We start from the raw sequence: 19583 nt of genomic DNA on the forward strand, positions 1-19583 counted from the left end.
GGATCCGGCCCCGGTTGCGCAACCCGTGCGCGGGCGCCGCGCTCCGGGCGCGATGCGGATCGCTTCGTCATCCACCGCTAAATCGGTTCGCTGGCGCCGCGGCGGTTGCTCGGCTACATCCCGGATCCGTTCACGCGGCGTGACAGCGGCAGGAGTCGTCCGGGACATGATCAGCCCCATCCTCACCGTCTCGCAGTCGGACGCCCCGCGCTCGCTCGCGGCGGCGCTGGAGGACGGCGCGGTCCTGCTCTTCCCCGACCTCGACTTCCCGTTCAGCGATTTCGAGCGGCGCTTCGTCGAACGCCCCTTCGCCGACGGCAAGGCCAAGAACGTCAACATCCGTGGCGCGGAGGCGGAACTGCGCGGGGCGGCCGGCACGCCGGAGGAGCAGGAGGCCCTGCGCCAGCTTCTCGTGCGCTACCGCAAGTTCGCGGAGGGCATCGTGGACCGTTACCTGCCGGACTATATCGGCCGGGTGAGCTTTGCCGGCACGTCCTACCGGCCCTTCGACGTCGACAGGCGCAAGCTCAGCTGGCGCCGCGACGACACGCGGCTGCACGTCGACGCCTTCCCGTCGAACCCGATCGGCGAGAAGCGCATCCTGCGCGTCTTCCGCAACATCAACCCGAGCGGCCAGCCGCGGCGCTGGCGCGTCGGCGAGGATTTCGGCTCGATGGCCGAGAAGTTTCTGCCGCGGCTACCGGGCTACTCGCCGCTCTCGGCCAAGCTGCTAGCGGCGCTCCGCATCACCAAGGCGCGGCGCTCGGAGTACGACCACCTGATGCTGCACCTGCACGACGCCCTGAAGCAGGACGAGGCCTACCAGGCGAGCGCCCCGCAGGCCGACGTGAACTTCCTGCCCGGCCAGACCTGGGTCACCTTCTCGGACCTCGTGATGCACGGGGCGATGGGCGGCCAGTACATGCTGGAGCAGACCGCCTACCTGCCGGTCGCCGCCCAGGCCGACCCGTCCAAGAGCCCGCAGCGCATCCTGGCGGCCAAGCTCGGCCGCTCGCTGCTCTAGGAGAGTGCCTCGATGATCCTCGAGATCGCCCAGATCGACGTGAAGCCCGGCATGGAGGCCGAGTTCGAAACCGGCATCAAGCGCGCCTCCGAGATCTTCCGCGCCGCCAAGGGCTGCGTCAGCTTCAATGTGCGCCGCTCGGTCGAGAAGCCGCAGCGCTACCGCCTGCTGATCGAGTGGGAGACGCTGGAGGCGCACACGCAGGACTTCACCGGCTCGCAGGCCTGGAAGGACTACCGCGCCATCGTCTCGCCCTGCTTCGAGGCGCCGCCCAGCGTCGAGCACACCGAGCTCGTGCTCCAGGCCTTCTGAGGATCCGATGCTGAACCGCCCCTTGCGCATCGGCACCCGCGGCAGCCCGATGGCGCTCGCCCAGACCGGCATGGTCCGCGACCGCATCGTCGCAGCCAATCCCGGTCTGGAGACCGAGATCGTCGTGGTGACCACAGTGGCCGACAAAGTGCTGGACCGTCCGCTGTCGGAGATCGGCGGCAAGGGGCTGTTCACCAAGGAGCTGGAGCAGGCGCTCTTCGCCGACGAGGTGGATGTGGCCGTCCACTCGATGAAGGACGTCGAGACCTGGCTGCCGGACGGGCTGGTGATCGCCTGCATCCTGGAGCGCGACGACCCGCGCGACGCCTTCCTGTCGCCCCACGCGGACGGGTTCGCGGGGCTAAAACCCGGCGCGCGCGTCGGCACCTCCTCGCTGCGGCGCGGCGCCCAGGTGCTGATGCGCCGGCCGGACCTGCAGATCGTGCCGCTGCGGGGCAACGCCAACACCCGCATGCGCAAGCTGGAGGCAGGCGAGTGCGATGCGACGTTGCTCGCCATCGCTGGCCTGCAGCGGCTTGGTCTGGAGGGCATGGCCCGCTCGGTGCTGGAGACCGACGACATGCTGCCGGCGGTGGCGCAAGGGGCGCTCGGCATCGAGTGCCGCGCGGACGACGTTGCGGTGCGGGCGCTGCTGGCGCCGGTCGCCTGCGCCCGAACGACGATCGCGGTCGGCTGCGAGCGTGCGCTCCTGGCCGAGCTCGATGGCTCCTGCCGCACGCCGATCGCGGCGCTGGCTAAGATCGACGGCGAGCGGCTGCAACTCGACGGCCTGCTCTTCCTGCCGGACGGCAGCCGGCACTGGGCTGTGACGCGCGGCGGCGCGGTGGCGGACGCCGAGGCGATCGGCCGAGAGGCCGGCGCGGCGCTCAAGGCGGCAGCCGGCGAAACCTACACGCGCCACCTGCAATAGGCTGCGAGCGGCCCGGTCACGTCCTGGAGACGAGGCGCGATTTCCCTCCCCATCCGCGGGGGAGGGCGGCCCCTGCGTCAGCAGGGGTCGGGTGAGGGGAACCCAGCGTCCGGAAGGGGCGCGGCCTTCAGGCAGGGCTGAGCCCTATTCCGCACCGTCGCCCCCCTCACCCGGCCCGCTTCGCGGGCCACCAGCTCCCGCAGAGGCGAGAGGGGTGGGCGGACAGGTGGCGATTGATCAACCAGTCGCACGGCCACCACTCCGGAGGGCGATGTCTACTTCGACGTGGAGAACAACCGCGAGATGAACCAGAGCGGCACCACCACCACGGCGCCCGCCAGGATCCAGCCGCCGAAATCGTGGAAGGTCGCGAGGCCGAGGTCGATCAGCGCGCGGGCCGAATCGTAGGCGTGCCAGAACAGCTGCCCGGGCGTGAGCCCGAGCATCGCCATGAAGGCGCCGACGAGAACCGACAGGAAGAGAAGCCGCAGGAACACCGCCGTCGGCGAGCCGCCGATGAAGCGGCGCAGGGCGTTGTCGCGGCCGCGATGGGGCTCGCCCGGATAGGCCTGGTACGGTCCGCCCGCGCGGTGCCTGTCGTGCTCGACCATCATCTGCCTGCGACCTTCGTGTTCGCGTCCGGTGCCATTCGGGATCATGCGACTCAAGAGCCCCCGAACCCGGCGGAAGCGTGACACGCGCGTCACACCCCCGACGAAACTCCCCTCCGGCTCGGGCGTTGGGCGGTTTCACCGGCTTGGCCGAGATGGCAACGCAAGCTTGAGCCGCCAAGATATCCGCACACGGCGCGCACGACAGAGGCGGGCCGCACGCCCTATCCTGTGCGGCCGAACACACGGAACGACCGAGACAATGATCGACCACGCCCTGTTCGACCCGGCGACGATCGATCCGGAAACCCTGCGCCTCAACGCCGAGGTCGTGGCCGCCCACGCCGCGCAGGCGGACCCGTGGACGCTGCCGATCGCCGAGGTGAGGGCGCGGCGCCGCGCCGGCACGCAGGCCTCGCCGGCGATGCCGCGCAGCGCCCGCGCCGAGACCATGCTGATCGACGGGCCTGGCGGCGCGCTGCCGCTGCGGGTGATCCGCCCGCGGCCGGGCGTGAAGCTGCGCGGCGCCTACCTGCACATCCACCGCGGCGGCTGGGTCTGGGGCGCGGCCGACGAGCAGGATCCCTGGCTGGAGCGCATCGCCGACACCTGCGGCTTCGTCTGCCTGTCGGTCGAGTACCGGCTCGCGCCCGAGCATCCCTACCCGGCGGCCCTCCTCGATTGCGAGGCCGCGGCCCTCTGGCTCGCCGGGCCCGGCCGGGTGGAGTTCGGGATTTCGGCGTTGACGATCGGCGGCGAATCGGTCGGCGCGCACCTCGCCGTGATGGTGCTGCTGCGCCTGCGCGACCGGCACAACCTGCCGCGCGCCTTCCGGGGCGCGAACCTCAACGCGGGCTTCTACGATCTGGGCCTGACACCGTCCGTTCGCAATTGGGGGTCCGAGCGCCTCGTGGTGAACACCGAGGACCTCACCCGCTTCGCCGACGACTACGTGCGCGAGGGCATCGACCGGCGCCGCCCCGACGTCTCGCCGATCTACGCTGATCTGAAGGGCCTGCCACCGGCGCTCTTCACCATCGGCACCGCCGACCCGCTCCTCGACGACACGCTCTACATGGCCGTGCGCTGGGCGGCGGCCGGCAATGGCGGCCACACGGCGGTCTACGCGGGCGGCTGCCACATCTTCGTGCGCTACCCCGGTGCGATGACCGAGCGGGCGCTGGAACTCATCGACCGCTTCCTGATGGCGCTCGCCTGAGCGCGGATCACTTACCCCCGGCCTTCCGGGCCTGGTTCTCGGGGCGCGGCTGGAGTCCGCGCCCGCACCAGCTCGATCTCCTGCGCATCGCGGGCGAGGGCCGCTCCGCGCTCCTCGTCGCGCCGACCGGGGCCGGCAAGACGCTGGCCGGCTTCCTACCGAGCCTCGTCGGCTTGAGCGCCACGAAGGCGTCGCAGCGCCGGGGGCTTCACACCCTCTACGTCTCGCCCCTGAAGGCGCTCGCGGTCGACATCGCCCGCAACCTGGAGGCGCCGGTGGCCGAGATGGGGCTGCCGGTCCGCGTCGAGACCCGCACCGGCGACACCCCGGCGCACAAGCGCACCCGCCAGATCGCGCGCCCGCCCGACATCCTGCTGACGACGCCCGAGCAGCTCGCCTTGCTGATCGCCCACCGCGAGGCGGCGGACCTGCTTGCGAACCTCCGCTGCGTGATCCTCGACGAGCTGCACGCGCTGGTGACCTCGAAGCGGGGCGATCTTCTCTCGCTGGCGCTGGCGCGGCTGCACCGCCTGAGCCCGGGGCTGACCGCGATCGGCCTGTCGGCCACGGTGCGGGAGCCGGACGAGCTGAGGAAGTATCTCGTGCCGCAGCGGCCGAGCGGTGCGGATGATCCGAATGCCGCGGATCCCCTCTCCCAGCGCGCGGGGAGAGGGCCGCGTCTCCCCCTCGTCGGGGAGCGCGGCGAGCCGGCAGGCGAGGGTGAGGGGACTTCGACGGACGAGCCTCGCCCTGCGCCCCCCCCTCACCCCCGCTCCGGCTTCGCTCCCCGCGGGCTCGGCGGGGTGCCCGCCCCCCTCTCCCCGCCCAGCGGGGAGAGGGGGGCGACCGGCTTGGCCGACCTCGTGGTGGTGAAGGGCGGCGCCCCACCGGACCTGCGCCTGCTCGAATCGAACCGTCCGCTGCCGCTCGCCGGGCACACCGCCCACCAGTCGATGCCGGCGATCTACGAATTGATCCGCCAGCACCGCACGGTGCTGGTCTTCGTCAACACACGGCTGCAGGCCGAGTACACCTTCCAGGAACTCTGGCGCCTCAACGACGACGTGCTGCCGATCGCGCTCCATCACGGCTCTCTCGACGCGCAGCAGCGCCGTCGGGTCGAGGCCGCGATGGCGGCGGGGCAGTTGCGCGCCATCGTGTGCACCGCGACCCTCGATCTCGGCATCGACTGGGGCGACGTCGACTTGGTGGTCAACATCGGCGCACCGAAGGGGGCGAGCCGGATCATGCAGCGGATCGGGCGGGCCAACCACCGGATGGACGAGCCCTCGAAGGCCTACCTGGTCCCGGCCAACCGCTTCGAGATCCTGGAGTGCCGCGCGGCCCTCGACGCCGTCGAGGAGGCCGCCCAGGACACGCCTGACGCGCGGGTCGGCGCCCTCGACGTGCTCGCCCAGCATGTGCTCGGCATGGCCTGCGCCGACGCCTTCGATCCGCTGCACCTGTACGAGGAGATCGTCTCGGCCGCGCCCTATGCGAAGCTCGCCTGGGAGGATTTCGAGGCGGTGGTCGATTACGTGGCGACCGGCGGCTACGCGCTGCGCGCCTACGAGCGCTTCGCCAAGATCCTGCGCGGCCCGGACGGGCTCTGGCGGGTGCGCGACGCCCGCACCGCCCAGCAGTACCGGATGAACATCGGCACCATCGTGGAATCCGCGAAGGTGAAGGTGCGCCTCGTCCGCTCGGTGCGGGCCAAGCCAGGGACCATCCTGCCGAAGACCGGCCGGGTGCTCGGCGAGATCGAGGAGGATTTCGCCGAGACGCTGACCGTCGGCGACACGTTCCTGTTCTCCGGCGAGGTGCTACGCTTCGAGGGGCTGATGGAGGACGAGGCGATGGTGACGCGGGCCGGGCCCGGCACCGACCCGGCCATCCCGAGCTACGCGGGATCGAAATTCCCGCTCTCGACCTTCCTGGCCGCACGCGTGCGGGCCCTGATCGCCGATCCATTCGAGTGGGACCGCCTGCCGCGCCAAGTGGCCGACTACCTCGTGCAGCAGCGCAGCCGCTCCGTGCTGCCCGGGCCGCGCGACCTGCTGGTCGAGACCTTCCCGCGGGCCAAGCGCTCCTACCTGTCGGCCTTTCCGTTCGAGGGCAGGCTCGCCCACCAGACGCTCGGCATGCTGCTCACCCGGCGGCTGGAGCGGGCGGGCCTGCGCCCACTCGGTTTCGCCGCCAACGATTACGGCCTCGCGATCTGGATGACGCGCGACATCTCGGAGCGCATCGCCCGCGAGCCCGGCTTCCTCGCCGAACTCTTCGCCCAAGACATGCTGGGGGACGACCTCGAGGCGTGGCTTGCCGAATCCGCGATGATGAAGCGCACCTTCCGGCAATGCGCGGTGATCGCCGGGCTGATTGAGCGGCGCCATCCCGGTCAGAAGAAGACCGGGCGGCAGGTCACGATCTCCACGGATCTGGTCTACGACGTGCTGCGCAAGCACCAGCCCGACCACCTGCTCCTGCGCGCCGCGCGCCAGGATGCGGCAACCGGACTCCTCGACGTGAGGCGCCTCGGCATGATGCTAGAGCGCATCCAGGGGCGAATCATCCACCGGGCGCTCGACCGCGTCTCGCCGCTCTCCGTCTCCGTGATGCTGGAGATCGGGCGCGAGAAGGTCTACGGCGAGGGCGCGGACGAGATCCTGGCCGAGGCCGAGGCGCAGCTTCTCGAAGAGGCGCTTGGCTAGAGCCGATGACGCGCCCCGGTCCCCCGGATGAGGATGCGATCTTGGCGCTCGGCCAGAGACTTGAGAAGACGAGTAAGCCCGCCGGCCTGACGCTCGCCGGCGAGGAGGCGGTGCTGGACCTCTCTGGCGCGCTCTGGCTGCCCGGGCACGGCACGCTGGTGGTCTCCGACCTGCACCTGGAGAAGGGCTCGGCCTTCGCCGCCCGCTCGGGTCAGTTCCTGCCGCCCTACGACACCCGCGAGACGCTGGCGAACCTGCACGAGGCGGTGCTGCGCTTCGATCCGGCCCGCGTCGTCGCGCTCGGCGATTCCTTCCACGACGCGCGCGGGCCCGAGCGCATGGAGCCCGGCGACCGGGCGATGGTGGCCGCCCTGCAGGCGGGGCGCGACTGGGTCTGGATCGCCGGCAACCACGACGCGGCGGTGCGGGAGGGCGTCGGCGGCCGGTACGCCGACACGCTGACGCTCGGCGCGCTGACGCTGCGGCACGAGCCCGTGCCGGGCGCAGGCCCCGGCGAGGTGGCGGGCCACCTCCATCCCTGCGGCAAGGTGGCGATGCGGGGCCGCGCGGTGCGCCGCCGCTGCTTCGTCTCGGACGGCGCCCGGCTCGTCATGCCGGCCTTCGGCGCCTTCACGGGCGGGCTGAACGTGCGCGACAAGGCTTTCGAGCCGCTCTTCCCGAACGGCTTCACGGCCCATCTTCTCGGGGACGGCCGGGTCTTCGCCATCGGCCGGCAGATGCTGGCGCGGGATTGAGGCGACGCGCGTCGGGGGCGCGCGGATCAAGCCGCCGCGGGCTGCGCCGCGAGATCAAGTTCGGTGACGTCGCAGTTGTCGAGCCAGATCCCGGTCAGGTGGAAGAAGAACGTCCCGTGCCCGACCACCGCGATGGTGCGCTCGGGGCGAGCCCGCAGCCATTCCCGGAAATCGGCAACGCGGGCGTCGAACAGGTGGCGCGGCTCGACCGGGTAGTCGCCGACCTGCGAGCCCTCTGCCGCGTGCCACCACACCTCGGGCAGGTGCCCGACATCGAGGTGCGGGAACTCGGCGGCGATCTCGGAGGCCGCGCGGCCGACGTCGCAGCTGCTCTCCTGGCACTCCCGGTGCAACACCTCCACCAGCACCCGTGGCGCGCTCGGATGATCGCCGAACACGATCGCGCTGGTCTGGATCGCCCGGGTCAGCGGCGAGGTCACCACGAGGTCGAAGGGGATGCCGCGCAGGCGCTCGCGGGCAGCCTCGGCCTGGGCCTGGCCGCGCTCGGTCAGGCGGGCGTCGCGGTGGCCGGGATCGCGGCCGGTGGCGCGGTGGGCGGCGTTGAAGGTCGATTCGCCGTGGCGGAGGCAGACGATGCGAGTGGGGCTGCTCATCGGATCTCGGAATCGCGGGGGAGGGCGCCCCGGCGCCAAAGCCGGGGCGGATGGCGTCAGACGAAGCGGCCGCCGCGCTGGATCACCTCGATCTTGTAGCCGTCCGGATCGGTGGCGAAGAAGAAGGTCGCGAGTGCCCGGTCGCCGTGCTTCAGGGTCTTCAGGTCGGTGGCCGGCAGGCCGGCTTCCTTGAAACGGGCGTGCTCGGCCGCGACGTCGTCGACCGTGACGGCGAGGTGGCCGTAGCCGTCGCCGAGGTTGTAGGCCTCGCTCCGGTCCTTGTTCACCGTGAGCTCCAGCTCGAACGACGCCTCGGAGTTGCTCAGGTAGATCAGCGTGAAGTCCGGGAAGTCGAGGCGCTCGGCCACGTCCAGCCCGAAGGCCGTCCGGTAGTAATCCACGGAGCGCGCCTCGTCCCGGACGCGGACCATGGCATGGACGAGCTTCGACATCGGATCCTTACCTCAAGCGGGGGCTGTGCTGCGGCTCATGTGGCGCGGCAGGCCGCGAGCGGAAGGGCTCGTGTGTCGCAGGCCCGTCCCCGACCACACTCAGCCGGCCGGGACCAGCACGTGCGCCCTCAGCGGTTGCCTCAGTTCGTAGCCTCCCTCGCGCCGCGCGGCTGCGCCCTCGAAGGCGGCGCGGATACCCTCCGGATCGGCCTCGATCGCGGCGCGTCGGGCGGGTTCCACGCTCGTCACCCGCTCCAGATAGGCCGCGAGGTCGGCGAAGGTCTCTGCGCGCGTGAAGGTGACGTCCCGGGTGCAGATGAAGGCGCCGGACGCGATCGCTGCGGCGATCGCCGCCTGCGCCGCCCCCCGGATCGCGGTCTCGTCCTCGATGGGCCTGAGCGCCGCAAAGGCGCTGCCCTCGGCGAGCGGCTCCACCACGACCACCGGGCAGCCCGGGCCGACCACGCGGGCCGCCTCGGCCAGAGCGGCCGCCGGGTCGGGCACGTGGTGGAGCGCGTTGAGGATCACGGCGCCGTCGAAGCTGGCCGCCGCGAAGGGCAGGGCCTCAGCGGAGGCCCGCTCGAACCGGGCGCCCGGCGCCCGCGCCGCGGCGTCGCGGATCGCGGCCTCGCCCGGATCGATCCCGGTCACCGCCGCGCCCCGGGCCGCCAGCGCCTTGGCGAGCACGCCCGGCCCGCAGCCGATATCGAGGATCCGCCGCCCCTCGATCGGCGCGAAGGTTTCGAGGATGAGCGACAGGGTATCCATACGGGCGGCTCCGTGATGCTGACCGATCCTAGACGTGCCGCGCGCCGAGTTCACGCCCGCGCTGCGAGGTCGTCATTTTCGCGGGGCCCCGGGCGAGCCCGGGCCCAGTTGCGCAAGGTGGGGCGCGGTTCAGCTGCCGTTCATCTGCGCGGAAACACGAACTCCCGCATCCGGATGCAGGAACGCATCAGTATTGCCCGGTCGGAGCTTGGTGGAACCCCGGCGGCGGTCGGGCGTTGAGTCCCCGAATTCGATCACCGATCGAGAAAGGATATCATGCGCAAGTTCGCCATCATCTCCGCTGCCGCCCTGACCCTCGGGACTCTCGCAACGACCGCCGCCGATGCTCGTCCCCGCGGTTACTATGGTCACGGATATGCTCCGCACGCCGGCTACGGTCACGGATATCGCGGCCGCCGCGGTATCGGCACGGGTGCGGCGGTCGGTCTGGGCATCGCGGGCCTCGCGGCCGGCGCGATCGCTGCGGGCGCGGCGCGCGATGCCTACGCTCGGGACGGCTACTACGGTCGTCCGGCTTACGGCTACGGCGGCCCGGCCTATGGGTACGGTTACGGCTACTGAGCTACCGCCAACGACGTTTCGATGAAGGGGCGACCGGCACGTGCCGGTCGCCCTTTTTCATACATTCAGCTTCATGCGCTCAGCGCCCGCGATAGGGCGGGACGCCGGGATCAGGGAGCCATACCGTCTTCGGCGGCTCGCCGGTCTGCCAGAACACGTCGATCGGGATGCCGCCGCGCGGGTACCAGAACCCGCCGATCCGGAGGTAGCGGGGCTCCAGCAGTTCGGCGAGGCGCTTGCCGATCGCCACCGTGCAATCCTCGTGGAAGGCGCCGTGATTGCGGAAGGAGCCCAGATAAAGCTTCAGGGCCTTCGACTCGACGAGCCAGCGGTCCGGTACGTAGTCGATCACCAGGATCGCGAAGTCGGGCTGCCCAGTCACGGGGCAGAGCGAGGTGAATTCCGGCGCCGTGAAGCGGGCGCAGTAGTCGGTGTCGGGGTGCGGATTCGGCACCCGGTCGAGGCGGGCCTCTTCGGGAGAGGTAGGCCAGGGCGTGGCCTGCCCGAGTTGGAGCGTATCGTTCGTCATAGACCCGCTATAGCGCGCCCGCCGCGCGGTTGCATCCGCGGCCGGGGCGGGGCAGCCTCGCGCTCCGTCGCACCGGCGGTGCTCGATCAGATGCCCGGGCCCGGCGCCCGGCTTGCCGGACCGCCGAGGTTGGACAATAAGCCCAGCGACCGCACGCCGCGGGGCCGGCGTCGATTCATGGCGCCGCGCGAGCCGCCGAAGACAGCTGAGGGGATTTCCATGACCGCGATCACCAACATCGCCGCCCGCGAGATCCTGGACAGCCGGGGCAATCCGACCGTTGAGGTCGACGTGCTCTTGGAGGACGGCTCCTTCGGCCGCGCCGCCGTTCCGTCGGGCGCCTCGACCGGCGCCCACGAGGCGGTGGAACTGCGCGATGGGGATAAGAGCCGCTACGGCGGCAAGGGCGTGCTCAACGCCGTCCAGGCCGTGCAGACCGAGATCCTCGACGCCATCGGCGGCATGGACGCGGAAGATCAGGTCGCCGTCGATGAGGCGATGATCCACCTCGACGGCACGCCCAACAAGGCGCGGCTCGGCGCCAACGCGATCCTGGGCGTCTCGCTGGCCGTCGCCAAGGCCGCGGCCGAGACCTCCGGCCTGCCGCTCTACCGCTACGTCGGCGGCGTGCAGGGCCGGGTGCTGCCGGTGCCGATGATGAACATCATCAACGGCGGCGCGCACGCCGACAACCCGATCGACTTCCAGGAATTCATGATCATGCCGGTCGGCGCCGACTCGCTGGCCGAGGCGGTGCGCATGGGCGCGGAGGTGTTCCACACCCTCAAGAGCGCGCTCAAGAAGGCCGGCCACAACACCAACGTCGGCGACGAGGGCGGCTTCGCCCCGAACCTCCCCTCGGCCGAGGCCGCGCTGGACTTCGTGATGGAGTCGATCCAGGCCGCCGGCCTGAAGCCGGGCCAGGACGTCGTGCTGGCGCTCGACTGCGCGGCGACCGAGTTCTTCAAGGACGGCGCCTACCACTACGAGGGCGAGGGCCGCACGCGGGCCATCGAGGAACAGGTCGACTACCTCGCGGAGCTCGTCGCCAAGTACCCGATCCTGTCGATCGAGGACGGCATGTCCGAGGACGACTGGCAGGGCTGGAAACTGCTCACCGACAAGATCGGCAGCCGTTGCCAACTCGTCGGCGACGACCTGTTCGTCACGAACGTCGAGCGCCTGTCGCGGGGCATCGAGAGCGGTACCGGCAACTCGATTTTGATCAAGGTCAATCAGATCGGCTCGCTCACCGAGACGCTGGCCGCTGTCGATATGGCCCAGCGCGCCGGCTACACCGCGGTGATGTCGCACCGCTCGGGCGAGACCGAGGACTCGACCATCGCGGATCTCGCGGTCGCCACCAATTGCGGGCAGATCAAGACCGGCTCGCTCGCCCGCTCGGACAGACTGGCCAAGTACAACCAGCTCATCCGCATCGAGGAAGGCCTCGGTCCGCAGGGCCGCTACGCCGGCCGGCAGGCGATCAAGCAGCTCGGCCGCTGAGCCGGGCGGGCAAGCGGGCGCTCCTCGGCGCCTGCCACTCGGGATCTCACTTGAGATTCCATTTGGGACTTCTCGTCGCCCTCGCGGCCGCCCCGGCCGCGAGGGCAGATTCTTTGTGCGCTGGCGCCGAGCCGATGCTCTCGGCCCAGCTCCTGTTCGGTCTCGTCCGGAGCGATGGAAGCCGCGTCACCGAGTCCGCTTGGCGCCGGTTCCTGGCCCGGCAGATCACCCCGCTTTTTCCCGACGGGCTCACCGTGCTGCGCGGCGAGGGCCAGTGGCGGCGCCCGGACGGACGCCTGCTGCGCGAGCCCACCCGCATCGTCCTCGTCATAGCGCCGGAGACGCCAGCGACCCTCTCGGCGCTCGAGACCGTCCGCACGGCGTACCGGGACGCCTTCGCCCAGGAGGGCGTCGGACTCGTGCTCACCCGTGCCTGCGCGCGGTTCCGTTAGGGCATTCGTAACCTTGAGCGCGGATGGTCGCGCCATGGTCGTCCGTCGCCGCGTCAGAATGGTCGTGCTCCCGCTCGCTCTCTGGAGCGTATCGGCGCTGGTCGTCGGCTACTTCGTCACCCAGGCCGAGAACGGCAACCGCGGCCTCGAAGCCAAGCGGGCCCTGAAGATCCAGGCCTACGGGCTTTCGCAGGAACTCGCCGCCGCCAAGGCCGAGCGCGCCACTTGGGAGCACCGGGTGGCCCTGCTGCGCAGCGAGCAGATCGACCGCGACCTGCTTGAGGAGCGCGCCCGCGTCGTACTCGGCCGGGTTCACGCAAACGATGTGGTTGTCATCACGCCCTGAGCGCAGGCTACAGGTTGCATCGCCCTGACATCCATGCATGGCTGTCAGAGGAGCGCCACTCGCAATCGCAAGCATCCTGGCCTAAACCGAGCCCCGAAACGGTCATATTCCGGGGAGCGAAGCATGGACGCCGGCAAGGACGCTGCGAAGGATGCGGCGCACACGCAGCCTGAGGCGGCCAAAGGCGGCGCGGAGGCGGCGCACCGGCCCGCTCCGAACGCTCCGCAATTCACCCGCGACGAAGACCTCCACGCCTACCGCGAGATGCTGCTGATCCGCCGCTTCGAGGAGAAGGCGGGCCAACTCTACGGCATGGGCCTGATTGGCGGCTTCTGTCACCTGTATATCGGTCAGGAGGCCGTCGTCATCGGCATGCAGATGGCCTCGATCGAGGGCGATCAGGTCATCACCGGCTACCGCGACCACGGCCACATGCTGGCCACCGGCATGGAGAGCCGCGGCGTGATGGCCGAGCTCACCGGCCGGCGCGGTGGCTACAGCCGCGGCAAGGGCGGCTCGATGCACATGTTCAGCCGCGAGAAGCAGTTCTTCGGCGGCCACGGCATCGTCGGCGCCCAGGTCTCGCTCGGCACCGGCCTCGCGTTCGCGGACGCCTACCGGCAGAACGGCAAGGTCAGCCTCACCTACATGGGCGACGGCGCGGCCAACCAGGGCCAGGTCTACGAGAGCTTCAACATGGCGGCCCTCTGGAAGCTGCCGGTCGTCTACGTGATCGAGAACAACCGCTACGCAATGGGCACCTCGGTCGCCCGTGCCTCGGCCCAGACGGACTTCTCGAAGCGCGGCCTCTCCTTCGGTATCCCGGGCGAGCAGGTCGACGGCATGGACGTGCGCACCGTGCGCGAGGCCGCGACGCGGGCCATCGAGCACGCCCGCTCGGGTCAGGGCCCCTACATCCTCGAGATGCAGACCTACCGCTATCGCGGCCACTCGATGTCCGACCCGGCCAAGTACCGGTCGAAGGACGAGGTCTCGAAGATGCGCGACGAGCACGACCCGATCGAGATGGTGCGCAAGCGCCTGATTGAGCTGCACGGCGTCGACGAGTCCGAGCTGAAGGCGACCGACGCCAAGGTGCGCGAGATCGTCAACGACGCGGCCGAATTCGCCACCAACGATCCCGAGCCGGATCCCTCCGAGCTGTGGACCGACATCCTGCTGGAGGCGAGCGCCTGACCGGCGCCCCCCCCGCGCAGCACCCGTAGCCCGCCCGCTTCCTGGCCGCCCCGCCGCCCCACGACAGAGCAGAACATGGCGACCGACATCCTGATGCCCGCCCTCTCTCCGACGATGGAGGAGGGCAAGCTGTCGAAGTGGCTGAAGAAGGAGGGCGACGCGGTCAAATCCGGCGACGTGCTCGCCGAGATCGAGACCGACAAGGCCACGATGGAGGTCGAGGCCATCGACGAGGGCGTGCTCGCCAAGATCCTGATCGCGGAGGGCACCGAGAACGTCGCCGTGAACACGCCGATCGCGATCATCGCGGGCGAGGGCGAGGATGTCGCCGCGGCCGCCGCCTCCGGCGGCAAGGGCAAGCCGAACGGCGCGGGCGGCCATCCGGCCCCGACGCCCGACATGCAGGCCGAGGGTCTGGCCGATAAGCCGGCGCCCGCCGCCAAGACCGACGACGACGCGCAGCGCGCCCCGGCGGCGCCCGCCACCATCACCAACAAGGCGAAAGAGCCGGTGATGGAGGAGTTCCCGGCCGGCACCGAGATGGTGACCATGACCGTGCGCGAGGCGCTGCGCGACGCCATGGCCGAGGAGATGCGCCGCGACGGCGACGTTTTCGTCATGGGTGAGGAGGTCGCCGAGTACCAGGGCGCCTACAAGGTCACGCAGAACCTGCTGCAGGAGTTCGGCGCGCGGCGCGTGGTCGACACCCCCATCACCGAGCACGGCTTCGCCGGCATCGGCGTCGGCGCGGCGCTCGCCGGCCTGAAGCCGATCGTCGAGTTCATGACCTTCAACTTCGCCATGCAGGCGATCGACCAGATCATCAACTCGGCGGCCAAGACCCTCTACATGTCGGGCGGCCAGCTCGGCTGTCCGATCGTGTTCCGCGGCCCGAACGGCGCCGCCGCGCGCGTCGCCGCCCAGCACAGCCACGACTACGCGGCGTGGTACTCGAACGTGCCCGGCCTCAAGGTGATCGCGCCCTACACGGCCTCCGACGCCAAGGGCCTGCTCAAGGCCGCGATCCGCGACCCGAACCCGGTGATCTTCCTCGAGAACGAGATCCTGTACGGGCAGTCGTTCCCGGTGCCGAAGCTCGACGACTTCGTGCTGCCGATCGGCAAGGCGCGGATCCACCGCCAGGGCTCGGACGTGACCATCGTGTCCTTCGCCATCGGCATGACCTACGCGCTGAAGGCCGCGCAGGTGCTCGCCGAGCAGGGGATCGAGGCCGAGGTCATCGACCTGCGCACCATCCGACCGATGGACACCGACACCGTGGTCGAGTCGGTGAAGAAGACCGGGCGCTGCATCACGGTCGAGGAGGGCTTCCCGCAATCGGGCGTGGGCGCCGAGATCGTGGCCCGCCTGATGGTCGACGCCTTCGACTATCTCGACGCGCCCGTGATCCGCATCACCGGCAAGGACGTGCCGATGCCCTACGCGGCCAATCTCGAGAAGCTCGCGCTGCCCTCCGTGGCCGAGGTCGTCGAGGCCGCAAAGAGCGTCTGCTACAAGTAGGCCCGCGCGCCGCTCCTCCCCCGCGCGGGTCCCGCGCGGGGCGACACAGAGAGGGCTGCCAGCCATGAGCCAAACGTTCGAGGAACTCTCCGTCCCCCCTGACGTCACCGAGAACGGCGGCGTCGAGGTCCTGCGTGCCATCGTGGTGGACGGCGCGGTGAGCGTTGCGCTGCGACGCTCCTTCGACGATCCGGCAACTTGGGGCCGCCTCCTCATCGACCTCGCCCGGCAGGCCGCCCGCGCCTACGCGCTGGAGACCGAGATGTCGGAGGAGGAGGCGTTCGAGCGCATCCGTGCGGGAATCGAGGCGGAAGGTCTCGATTCCGGCGATCTCAACTAACGCCGGCCGCACTATGGTAGCGCCCGCACATCGTCCAGCGACCTACGCCGACCTCGAAGCGGTGCCGGAGCATCTGGTGGCTGAGATCATCGACGGCGTGCTGGAGACTCGCAAGCCCCAGCACCCGCGCGACGGTGCCGCGACTGCGAGCCTTGTCGGGCAGTTGGGCTCATCCCTCGACCGCGGCGGGCGCCGCAACTGGATCCTGATGTTCCAGCCCGAGCTTCATCTCGGGGCGCAGGTGGTGGTTCCTGTTCTGGCCGGCTGGCGCCGTGCGCACATGGCTGGCCAGCCCGAGGCGGCGTTCACGCGGACGCCGCCGAACTGGATCTGCGAGCTTCCGTCGTCCGCGACGGCCCGGCTCGTGCGCGGTCCGAAGCGCCGCATCTACGCAGAAGCCGGCGTCGAGCACCTCTGGCAGCTCGATTCCGCCGCCGGCCTGCTCGAATCCTTCACGCTGAAAGAGGGCGCGTGGCGCCTCGAAGGCATCGTTCGGCGCGGTGAGACCGTCGCCATGTCGCCCTTCGAGGCCGCCCCGTTCCCGCTCGACGACCTCTTCCCGTTCGACAATCCCGCCGCCCCGGCCCAGCCCGAGACCTGACACCATGCCCATCAACGTGCTGATGCCAGCCCTGTCCCCCACGATGGAGAAGGGCAACCTCGCCAAGTGGCTCAAGAAGGAGGGTGACGCGATCAAGTCCGGCGACGTGCTCGCCGAGATCGAGACCGACAAGGCCACGATGGAGGTCGAGGCCATCGACGAGGGCGTGCTCGCCAAGATCCTGGTGCCGGAGGGCACGGCGGACGTGCCGGTCAACGACCTGATCGCGATCATCGCGGGCGAGGGCGAGGACGTCGCGGCCGCGGCCGCGGGCGGCGGCTCCGCGCCGAAGGCGGAGGCCAAGCCCGCCGCGGAGGCGCCGAAATCCGATGCCGGGCAGAACACCACCCCCGGCGACGGCCACATGTCCTACGCCCGCGTGAACGAGGCCCCCGACGGCGCCAAGCCGGCCGCGGGCGGGGCGCCGGCTCAGGCCGCCTCCGGCGGGCGCGTCTTCGCCTCGCCGCTGGCGCGCCGCATCGCCAAGCAGGAAGGCGTCGATCTCGCCGCCGTCCAGGGCTCAGGCCCGCACGGCCGCATCATCGCCCGCGACGTGCAGGAGGCGAAGGCCTCGGGCGCCACGAAGGCGGCTCCCGCCCCGCAGGCCGCCGCCGAGGCGCCGAAGGCCGCGGCCCCCGCCCCGAAGGCCGCACCCTCCGCGGCCGCGCCGGCAGGCCTCTCGCTCGATCAGGTCAAGGGCTTCTTTCAGAAGGACGCCTACGAGGAGGTGCCCCTCGACGGCATGCGCAAGACCATCGCCAAGCGCCTCACCGAGGCGATGCAGGTGGCCCCGCACTTCTACCTCACGGTCGATTGCGAACTCGACGCGCTGATGAAGCTGCGCGAGACGCTGAACGCCTCGGCGGGCAAGGACAAGGACGGCAAGCCGCTGTTCAAGCTCTCGGTCAACGACTTCGTCATCAAGGCGATGGGCCTCGCACTCACCCGCGTGCCGGCCGCCAACGCGGTCTGGGCCGAGGACCGGATCCTGCGCTTCAAGCACGCCGAGGTCGGCGTGGCGGTGGCGATCGACGGCGGCCTGTTCACGCCCGTCATCCGCCGGGCCGACGAGAAGACGCTCTCCACCATCTCGAACGAGATGAAGGACTTCGCGGGCCGCGCCCGCGCCAAGAAGCTGAAGCCCGAAGAGTACCAGGGCGGCGTCACCTCGGTGTCGAATCTCGGCATGTTCGGCATCAAGCAGTTCACCGCGGTGATCAACCCGCCGCAGTCGAGCATCCTGGCGGTGGGCGCGGGCGAGAAGCGCGTCGTCGTGAAGGACGGTCAACCGGCCGTGGTGCAGGTGATGAGCTGCACGCTCTCCTGCGACCACCGCGTCCTCGACGGGGCGCTCGGCGCGGAGCTGATCTCGGCCTTCAAGGGCCTGATCGAGAACCCGATGGGCATGCTGGTCTGAAGCGCGCGGGGGAAGAGAGCCAATGTCCGATACCTACGATATCCTCGTCATCGGCGCCGGCCCGGGCGGCTACGTCACGGCAATCCGCGCGGCGCAGCTCGGCTTTAAGACCGCGGTCGTCGACCGCGAGCATCTCGGCGGCATCTGCCTGAACTGGGGCTGCATCCCGACCAAGGCGCTGCTGCGCTCGGCCGAGATCTACCACTACATGCAGCACGCCTCCGATTACGGGCTCTCGGCCAAGGAGGTCTCGTTCGACGCCGCCGCGATCGTGAAGCGCTCGCGCGGCGTCTCCGGCCGGCTCAACGGCGGCGTCGGCATGCTGCTCAAGAAGAACAAGGTCGACGTGATCTGGGGCGAGGCCACGGTCGAGTCGGTCGCCAAGGGCAACGAGCCCGGCAAGGTCACCGTGAAGGAGACCAAGCGGGCGGAAGCCCCGAAGGGCGCGAAGGGTGCCGGCAGCTACAGCGCCAAGCACATCATCCTGGCGACCGGCGCGCGCCCGCGCGCGATCCCCGGCATCGAGCCCGACAAGAAGCAGATCTGGACCTACTACGAGGCCATGGTCCCCGAGGCGATGCCCAAGAGCCTGCTGGTGATGGGCTCGGGCGCGATCGGCATCGAGTTCGCCTCGTTCTACCGCACCATGGGCGCCGAGGTGACCGTGGTGGAGCTGCTGCCGCAGATCCTGCCGGTGGAGGATGCCGAGATCGCCGGCATGGCCCGCAAGCGCTTCGAGAAGCAGGGCATCAAGATCCTCACCGGCGCCAAGGTGACGAAGGTCGAGAAGGGGGCGAACTCCGTCACCGCGACGATCGAGGGCCAGGACGGCAAGTCCCAGCAGATCTCGGCCGAGAAGCTGATCTCGGCGGTGGGCGTCGTCGGCAACATCGAGAATCTCGGCCTCGAGAAGCTCGGCGTGAAGACCGACCGCGGCACCATCGTCACGGACGGCCTGGGTCGCACCAACGTGCCGGGCCTCTACGCGATCGGCGACGTCGCCGGGCCGCCGATGCTCGCCCACAAGGCCGAGCACGAGGGCGTGATCTGCGTCGAGACCATTAAGGGGCTGCACACCCACCCGATGGACAAGGGCAAGATCCCGGGCTGCACCTACTGCCACCCGCAGATCGCCAGCGTCGGGCTCACCGAGGCGAAGGCCAAGGAGCAGGGCTTCCAGGTCAAGGTCGGCCGCTTCCCCTTCGCGGGCAACGGCAAGGCGATCGCGCTCGGCGAGCCGGACGGCCTGATCAAGACGATCTTCGATGCCAAGACCGGCCAATTGCTCGGCGCCCACATGATCGGCGCCGAGGTGACCGAGCTGATCCAGGGCTACGTCGTAGCGATGACCCTGGAGAGCACCGAGGAAGAGCTGATGCACACGGTCTTCCCGCACCCGACGCTGTCGGAAATGATGCACGAGAGTGTGCTCGACGCCTACGGGAAGGTCATCCACACCTGAAAAGCGGGACCGGCCCCGCCGGATCGGCGCCCCGGCGCCGTCCGGCGGGGCCTGCCAAACCGGCGTGCCCTCAGCGGACGGGGACAACGAGAAAGGCCCGCCAGCCGGTGAGCTGACGGGCCTTCGCAGGGGCCACGCGTGTTCCGGTGCGATGGGGGAGCTGCCAGCCCGACCAGCCCTGCCGGCCGGGGAACTCGACCCTCGATCGCCCGAGGCGCCACTATCCCTGCAGG

At 70.3% G+C, this 19583-nt stretch carries 21 protein-coding genes; 16 read left to right on the forward strand and 5 right to left on the reverse strand.

Going from position 1 to position 19583, the window contains the following annotated elements:
• The first annotated feature begins 166 nt into the window (after window positions 1–166).
• From kdoO to hemC, 3 genes are read left to right on the forward strand one after another with little or no spacing between them, the layout of a single operon-like run.
• A complete protein-coding gene (kdoO, locus tag DK427_RS12310; RefSeq protein ID WP_109951514.1) occupies window positions 167–1024 on the forward strand; it encodes a Kdo hydroxylase KdoO in 858 nt (285 codons plus the stop codon).
• Between the two features lie 12 nt (window positions 1025–1036).
• Window positions 1037–1336: an antibiotic biosynthesis monooxygenase family protein gene (locus DK427_RS12315; RefSeq protein WP_109951515.1), complete on the forward strand. Its 300-nt coding sequence runs from the start codon at window positions 1037–1039 to the stop codon at window positions 1334–1336.
• Between the two features lie 7 nt (window positions 1337–1343).
• A complete protein-coding gene (gene hemC, locus DK427_RS12320) occupies window positions 1344–2267 on the forward strand; it encodes a hydroxymethylbilane synthase (RefSeq protein WP_109951516.1) in 924 nt (307 codons plus the stop codon).
• 275 nt (window positions 2268–2542) lie between these two features.
• On the opposite strand, the gene DK427_RS12325 is transcribed toward hemC, so the two are convergent.
• Window positions 2543–2881: a DUF6460 domain-containing protein gene (locus DK427_RS12325; RefSeq protein ID WP_109951517.1), complete on the reverse strand. Its 339-nt coding sequence runs from the start codon at window positions 2879–2881 to the stop codon at window positions 2543–2545.
• A 259-nt stretch (window positions 2882–3140) separates the two neighbouring features.
• Between DK427_RS12325 and DK427_RS12330 the strand changes: the two genes are divergently transcribed.
• The 3 genes from DK427_RS12330 to pdeM are packed head-to-tail and all read left to right on the forward strand — an operon-like array spanning window position 3141 to window position 7563.
• Window positions 3141–4097 carry an alpha/beta hydrolase gene (locus tag DK427_RS12330; protein ID WP_109951518.1) on the forward strand — a complete coding sequence of 319 codons (957 nt, stop codon included), beginning with the start codon at window positions 3141–3143 and terminating at the stop codon, window positions 4095–4097.
• A complete protein-coding gene (locus DK427_RS12335; protein ID WP_109951519.1) occupies window positions 4094–6808 on the forward strand; it encodes a ligase-associated DNA damage response DEXH box helicase in 2715 nt (904 codons plus the stop codon). The genes DK427_RS12330 and DK427_RS12335 overlap by 4 nt, the downstream gene beginning before the upstream one ends.
• Before the next feature lie 41 nt (window positions 6809–6849).
• Window positions 6850–7563, forward strand: coding sequence for a ligase-associated DNA damage response endonuclease PdeM (gene pdeM / locus DK427_RS12340; RefSeq protein WP_109954131.1), 714 nt, complete (start codon window positions 6850–6852; stop codon window positions 7561–7563).
• Between the two features lie 26 nt (window positions 7564–7589).
• Here pdeM and DK427_RS12345 read toward each other — a convergent pair whose 3' ends face one another.
• The 3 genes from DK427_RS12345 to DK427_RS12355 form a co-directional block, all read right to left on the reverse strand.
• Complete coding sequence (locus DK427_RS12345) at window positions 7590–8177, reverse strand: histidine phosphatase family protein (protein ID WP_109951520.1); 588 nt, start codon at window positions 8175–8177, stop codon at window positions 7590–7592.
• Between the two features lie 56 nt (window positions 8178–8233).
• Window positions 8234–8629 carry a VOC family protein gene (locus DK427_RS12350; protein WP_109951521.1) on the reverse strand — a complete coding sequence of 132 codons (396 nt, stop codon included), beginning with the start codon at window positions 8627–8629 and terminating at the stop codon, window positions 8234–8236.
• 99 nt (window positions 8630–8728) lie between these two features.
• Window positions 8729–9397 (reverse strand): class I SAM-dependent methyltransferase, encoded by a 669-nt coding sequence (locus DK427_RS12355; RefSeq protein WP_109951522.1) that lies wholly within the window; start codon window positions 9395–9397, stop codon window positions 8729–8731.
• 276 nt (window positions 9398–9673) lie between these two features.
• Between DK427_RS12355 and DK427_RS12360 the strand changes: the two genes are divergently transcribed.
• Window positions 9674–9979 carry a hypothetical protein gene (locus DK427_RS12360; protein ID WP_109951523.1) on the forward strand — a complete coding sequence of 102 codons (306 nt, stop codon included), beginning with the start codon at window positions 9674–9676 and terminating at the stop codon, window positions 9977–9979.
• A gap of 79 nt (window positions 9980–10058) precedes the next feature.
• Here DK427_RS12360 and queF read toward each other — a convergent pair whose 3' ends face one another.
• Window positions 10059–10508 (reverse strand): preQ(1) synthase, encoded by a 450-nt coding sequence (queF, locus tag DK427_RS12365; RefSeq protein WP_109951524.1) that lies wholly within the window; start codon window positions 10506–10508, stop codon window positions 10059–10061.
• A gap of 219 nt (window positions 10509–10727) precedes the next feature.
• Here queF and eno point away from each other — a divergent pair, with 219 nt between their 5' ends.
• The 9 genes from eno (at window position 10728) to lpdA (ending at window position 19350) form a co-directional block, all read left to right on the forward strand.
• Entirely contained in the window at window positions 10728–12014 is a 1287-nt protein-coding gene (gene eno, locus DK427_RS12370) for a phosphopyruvate hydratase (protein WP_109951525.1), read from the forward strand.
• A 134-nt stretch (window positions 12015–12148) separates the two neighbouring features.
• On the forward strand, window positions 12149–12466 hold the full coding sequence (locus tag DK427_RS12375) for a DUF3574 domain-containing protein (protein WP_109951526.1): 318 nt from the start codon (window positions 12149–12151) through the stop codon (window positions 12464–12466).
• A 34-nt stretch (window positions 12467–12500) separates the two neighbouring features.
• Window positions 12501–12812, forward strand: coding sequence for an FtsB family cell division protein (locus tag DK427_RS12380; protein ID WP_109951527.1), 312 nt, complete (start codon window positions 12501–12503; stop codon window positions 12810–12812).
• Window positions 12813–12935: 123 nt separating this feature from the next.
• Window positions 12936–14009, forward strand: a complete 1074-nt coding sequence (gene pdhA / locus DK427_RS12385) for a pyruvate dehydrogenase (acetyl-transferring) E1 component subunit alpha (protein WP_109951528.1) — start codon at window positions 12936–12938, stop codon at window positions 14007–14009.
• Window positions 14010–14084: 75 nt separating this feature from the next.
• On the forward strand, window positions 14085–15530 hold the full coding sequence (locus tag DK427_RS12390) for a pyruvate dehydrogenase complex E1 component subunit beta (RefSeq protein WP_109951529.1): 1446 nt from the start codon (window positions 14085–14087) through the stop codon (window positions 15528–15530).
• Window positions 15531–15594: 64 nt separating this feature from the next.
• Complete coding sequence (locus tag DK427_RS12395) at window positions 15595–15870, forward strand: DUF5076 domain-containing protein (RefSeq protein WP_109951530.1); 276 nt, start codon at window positions 15595–15597, stop codon at window positions 15868–15870.
• A gap of 13 nt (window positions 15871–15883) precedes the next feature.
• Entirely contained in the window at window positions 15884–16471 is a 588-nt protein-coding gene (locus DK427_RS12400) for a Uma2 family endonuclease (RefSeq protein WP_109951531.1), read from the forward strand.
• Window positions 16472–16475: 4 nt separating this feature from the next.
• Entirely contained in the window at window positions 16476–17888 is a 1413-nt protein-coding gene (locus DK427_RS12405) for a pyruvate dehydrogenase complex dihydrolipoamide acetyltransferase (RefSeq protein ID WP_109951532.1), read from the forward strand.
• A gap of 22 nt (window positions 17889–17910) precedes the next feature.
• Window positions 17911–19350 (forward strand): dihydrolipoyl dehydrogenase, encoded by a 1440-nt coding sequence (gene lpdA, locus DK427_RS12410; RefSeq protein ID WP_109951533.1) that lies wholly within the window; start codon window positions 17911–17913, stop codon window positions 19348–19350.
• Window positions 19351–19583: the final 233 nt, after the last annotated feature.

This window comes from Methylobacterium radiodurans (assembly GCF_003173735.1).
Classification (GTDB): Bacteria; Pseudomonadota; Alphaproteobacteria; order Rhizobiales; family Beijerinckiaceae; genus Methylobacterium; species Methylobacterium radiodurans.

Excerpts from the sequence above, each read along its gene's own strand:
- DK427_RS12315 (WP_109951515.1), top strand. The coding sequence starts at position 1,037 with ATGATCCTCGAGATCGCCCAGATCGACGTGAAGCCCGGCATGGAGGCC.
- hemC (WP_109951516.1), top strand. The coding sequence starts at position 1,344 with ATGCTGAACCGCCCCTTGCGCATCGGCACCCGCGGCAGCCCGATGGCG.
- DK427_RS12390 (WP_109951529.1), top strand. The coding sequence starts at position 14,085 with ATGGCGACCGACATCCTGATGCCCGCCCTCTCTCCGACGATGGAGGAG.
- DK427_RS12395 (WP_109951530.1), top strand. The coding sequence starts at position 15,595 with ATGAGCCAAACGTTCGAGGAACTCTCCGTCCCCCCTGACGTCACCGAG.
- DK427_RS12345 (WP_109951520.1), bottom strand. The coding sequence starts at position 8,177 with ATGAGCAGCCCCACTCGCATCGTCTGCCTCCGCCACGGCGAATCGACC.
- eno (WP_109951525.1), top strand. The coding sequence starts at position 10,728 with ATGACCGCGATCACCAACATCGCCGCCCGCGAGATCCTGGACAGCCGG.
- DK427_RS12325 (WP_109951517.1), bottom strand. The coding sequence starts at position 2,881 with ATGATGGTCGAGCACGACAGGCACCGCGCGGGCGGACCGTACCAGGCC.
- DK427_RS12330 (WP_109951518.1), top strand. The coding sequence starts at position 3,141 with ATGATCGACCACGCCCTGTTCGACCCGGCGACGATCGATCCGGAAACC.
- queF (WP_109951524.1), bottom strand. The coding sequence starts at position 10,508 with ATGACGAACGATACGCTCCAACTCGGGCAGGCCACGCCCTGGCCTACC.
- DK427_RS12400 (WP_109951531.1), top strand. The coding sequence starts at position 15,884 with ATGGTAGCGCCCGCACATCGTCCAGCGACCTACGCCGACCTCGAAGCG.
- DK427_RS12355 (WP_109951522.1), bottom strand. The coding sequence starts at position 9,397 with ATGGATACCCTGTCGCTCATCCTCGAAACCTTCGCGCCGATCGAGGGG.
- DK427_RS12350 (WP_109951521.1), bottom strand. The coding sequence starts at position 8,629 with ATGTCGAAGCTCGTCCATGCCATGGTCCGCGTCCGGGACGAGGCGCGC.
- DK427_RS12405 (WP_109951532.1), top strand. The coding sequence starts at position 16,476 with ATGCCCATCAACGTGCTGATGCCAGCCCTGTCCCCCACGATGGAGAAG.
- DK427_RS12360 (WP_109951523.1), top strand. The coding sequence starts at position 9,674 with ATGCGCAAGTTCGCCATCATCTCCGCTGCCGCCCTGACCCTCGGGACT.
- DK427_RS12375 (WP_109951526.1), top strand. The coding sequence starts at position 12,149 with ATGCTCTCGGCCCAGCTCCTGTTCGGTCTCGTCCGGAGCGATGGAAGC.
- kdoO (WP_109951514.1), top strand. The coding sequence starts at position 167 with ATGATCAGCCCCATCCTCACCGTCTCGCAGTCGGACGCCCCGCGCTCG.
- lpdA (WP_109951533.1), top strand. The coding sequence starts at position 17,911 with ATGTCCGATACCTACGATATCCTCGTCATCGGCGCCGGCCCGGGCGGC.
- pdhA (WP_109951528.1), top strand. The coding sequence starts at position 12,936 with ATGGACGCCGGCAAGGACGCTGCGAAGGATGCGGCGCACACGCAGCCT.
- DK427_RS12380 (WP_109951527.1), top strand. The coding sequence starts at position 12,501 with ATGGTCGTCCGTCGCCGCGTCAGAATGGTCGTGCTCCCGCTCGCTCTC.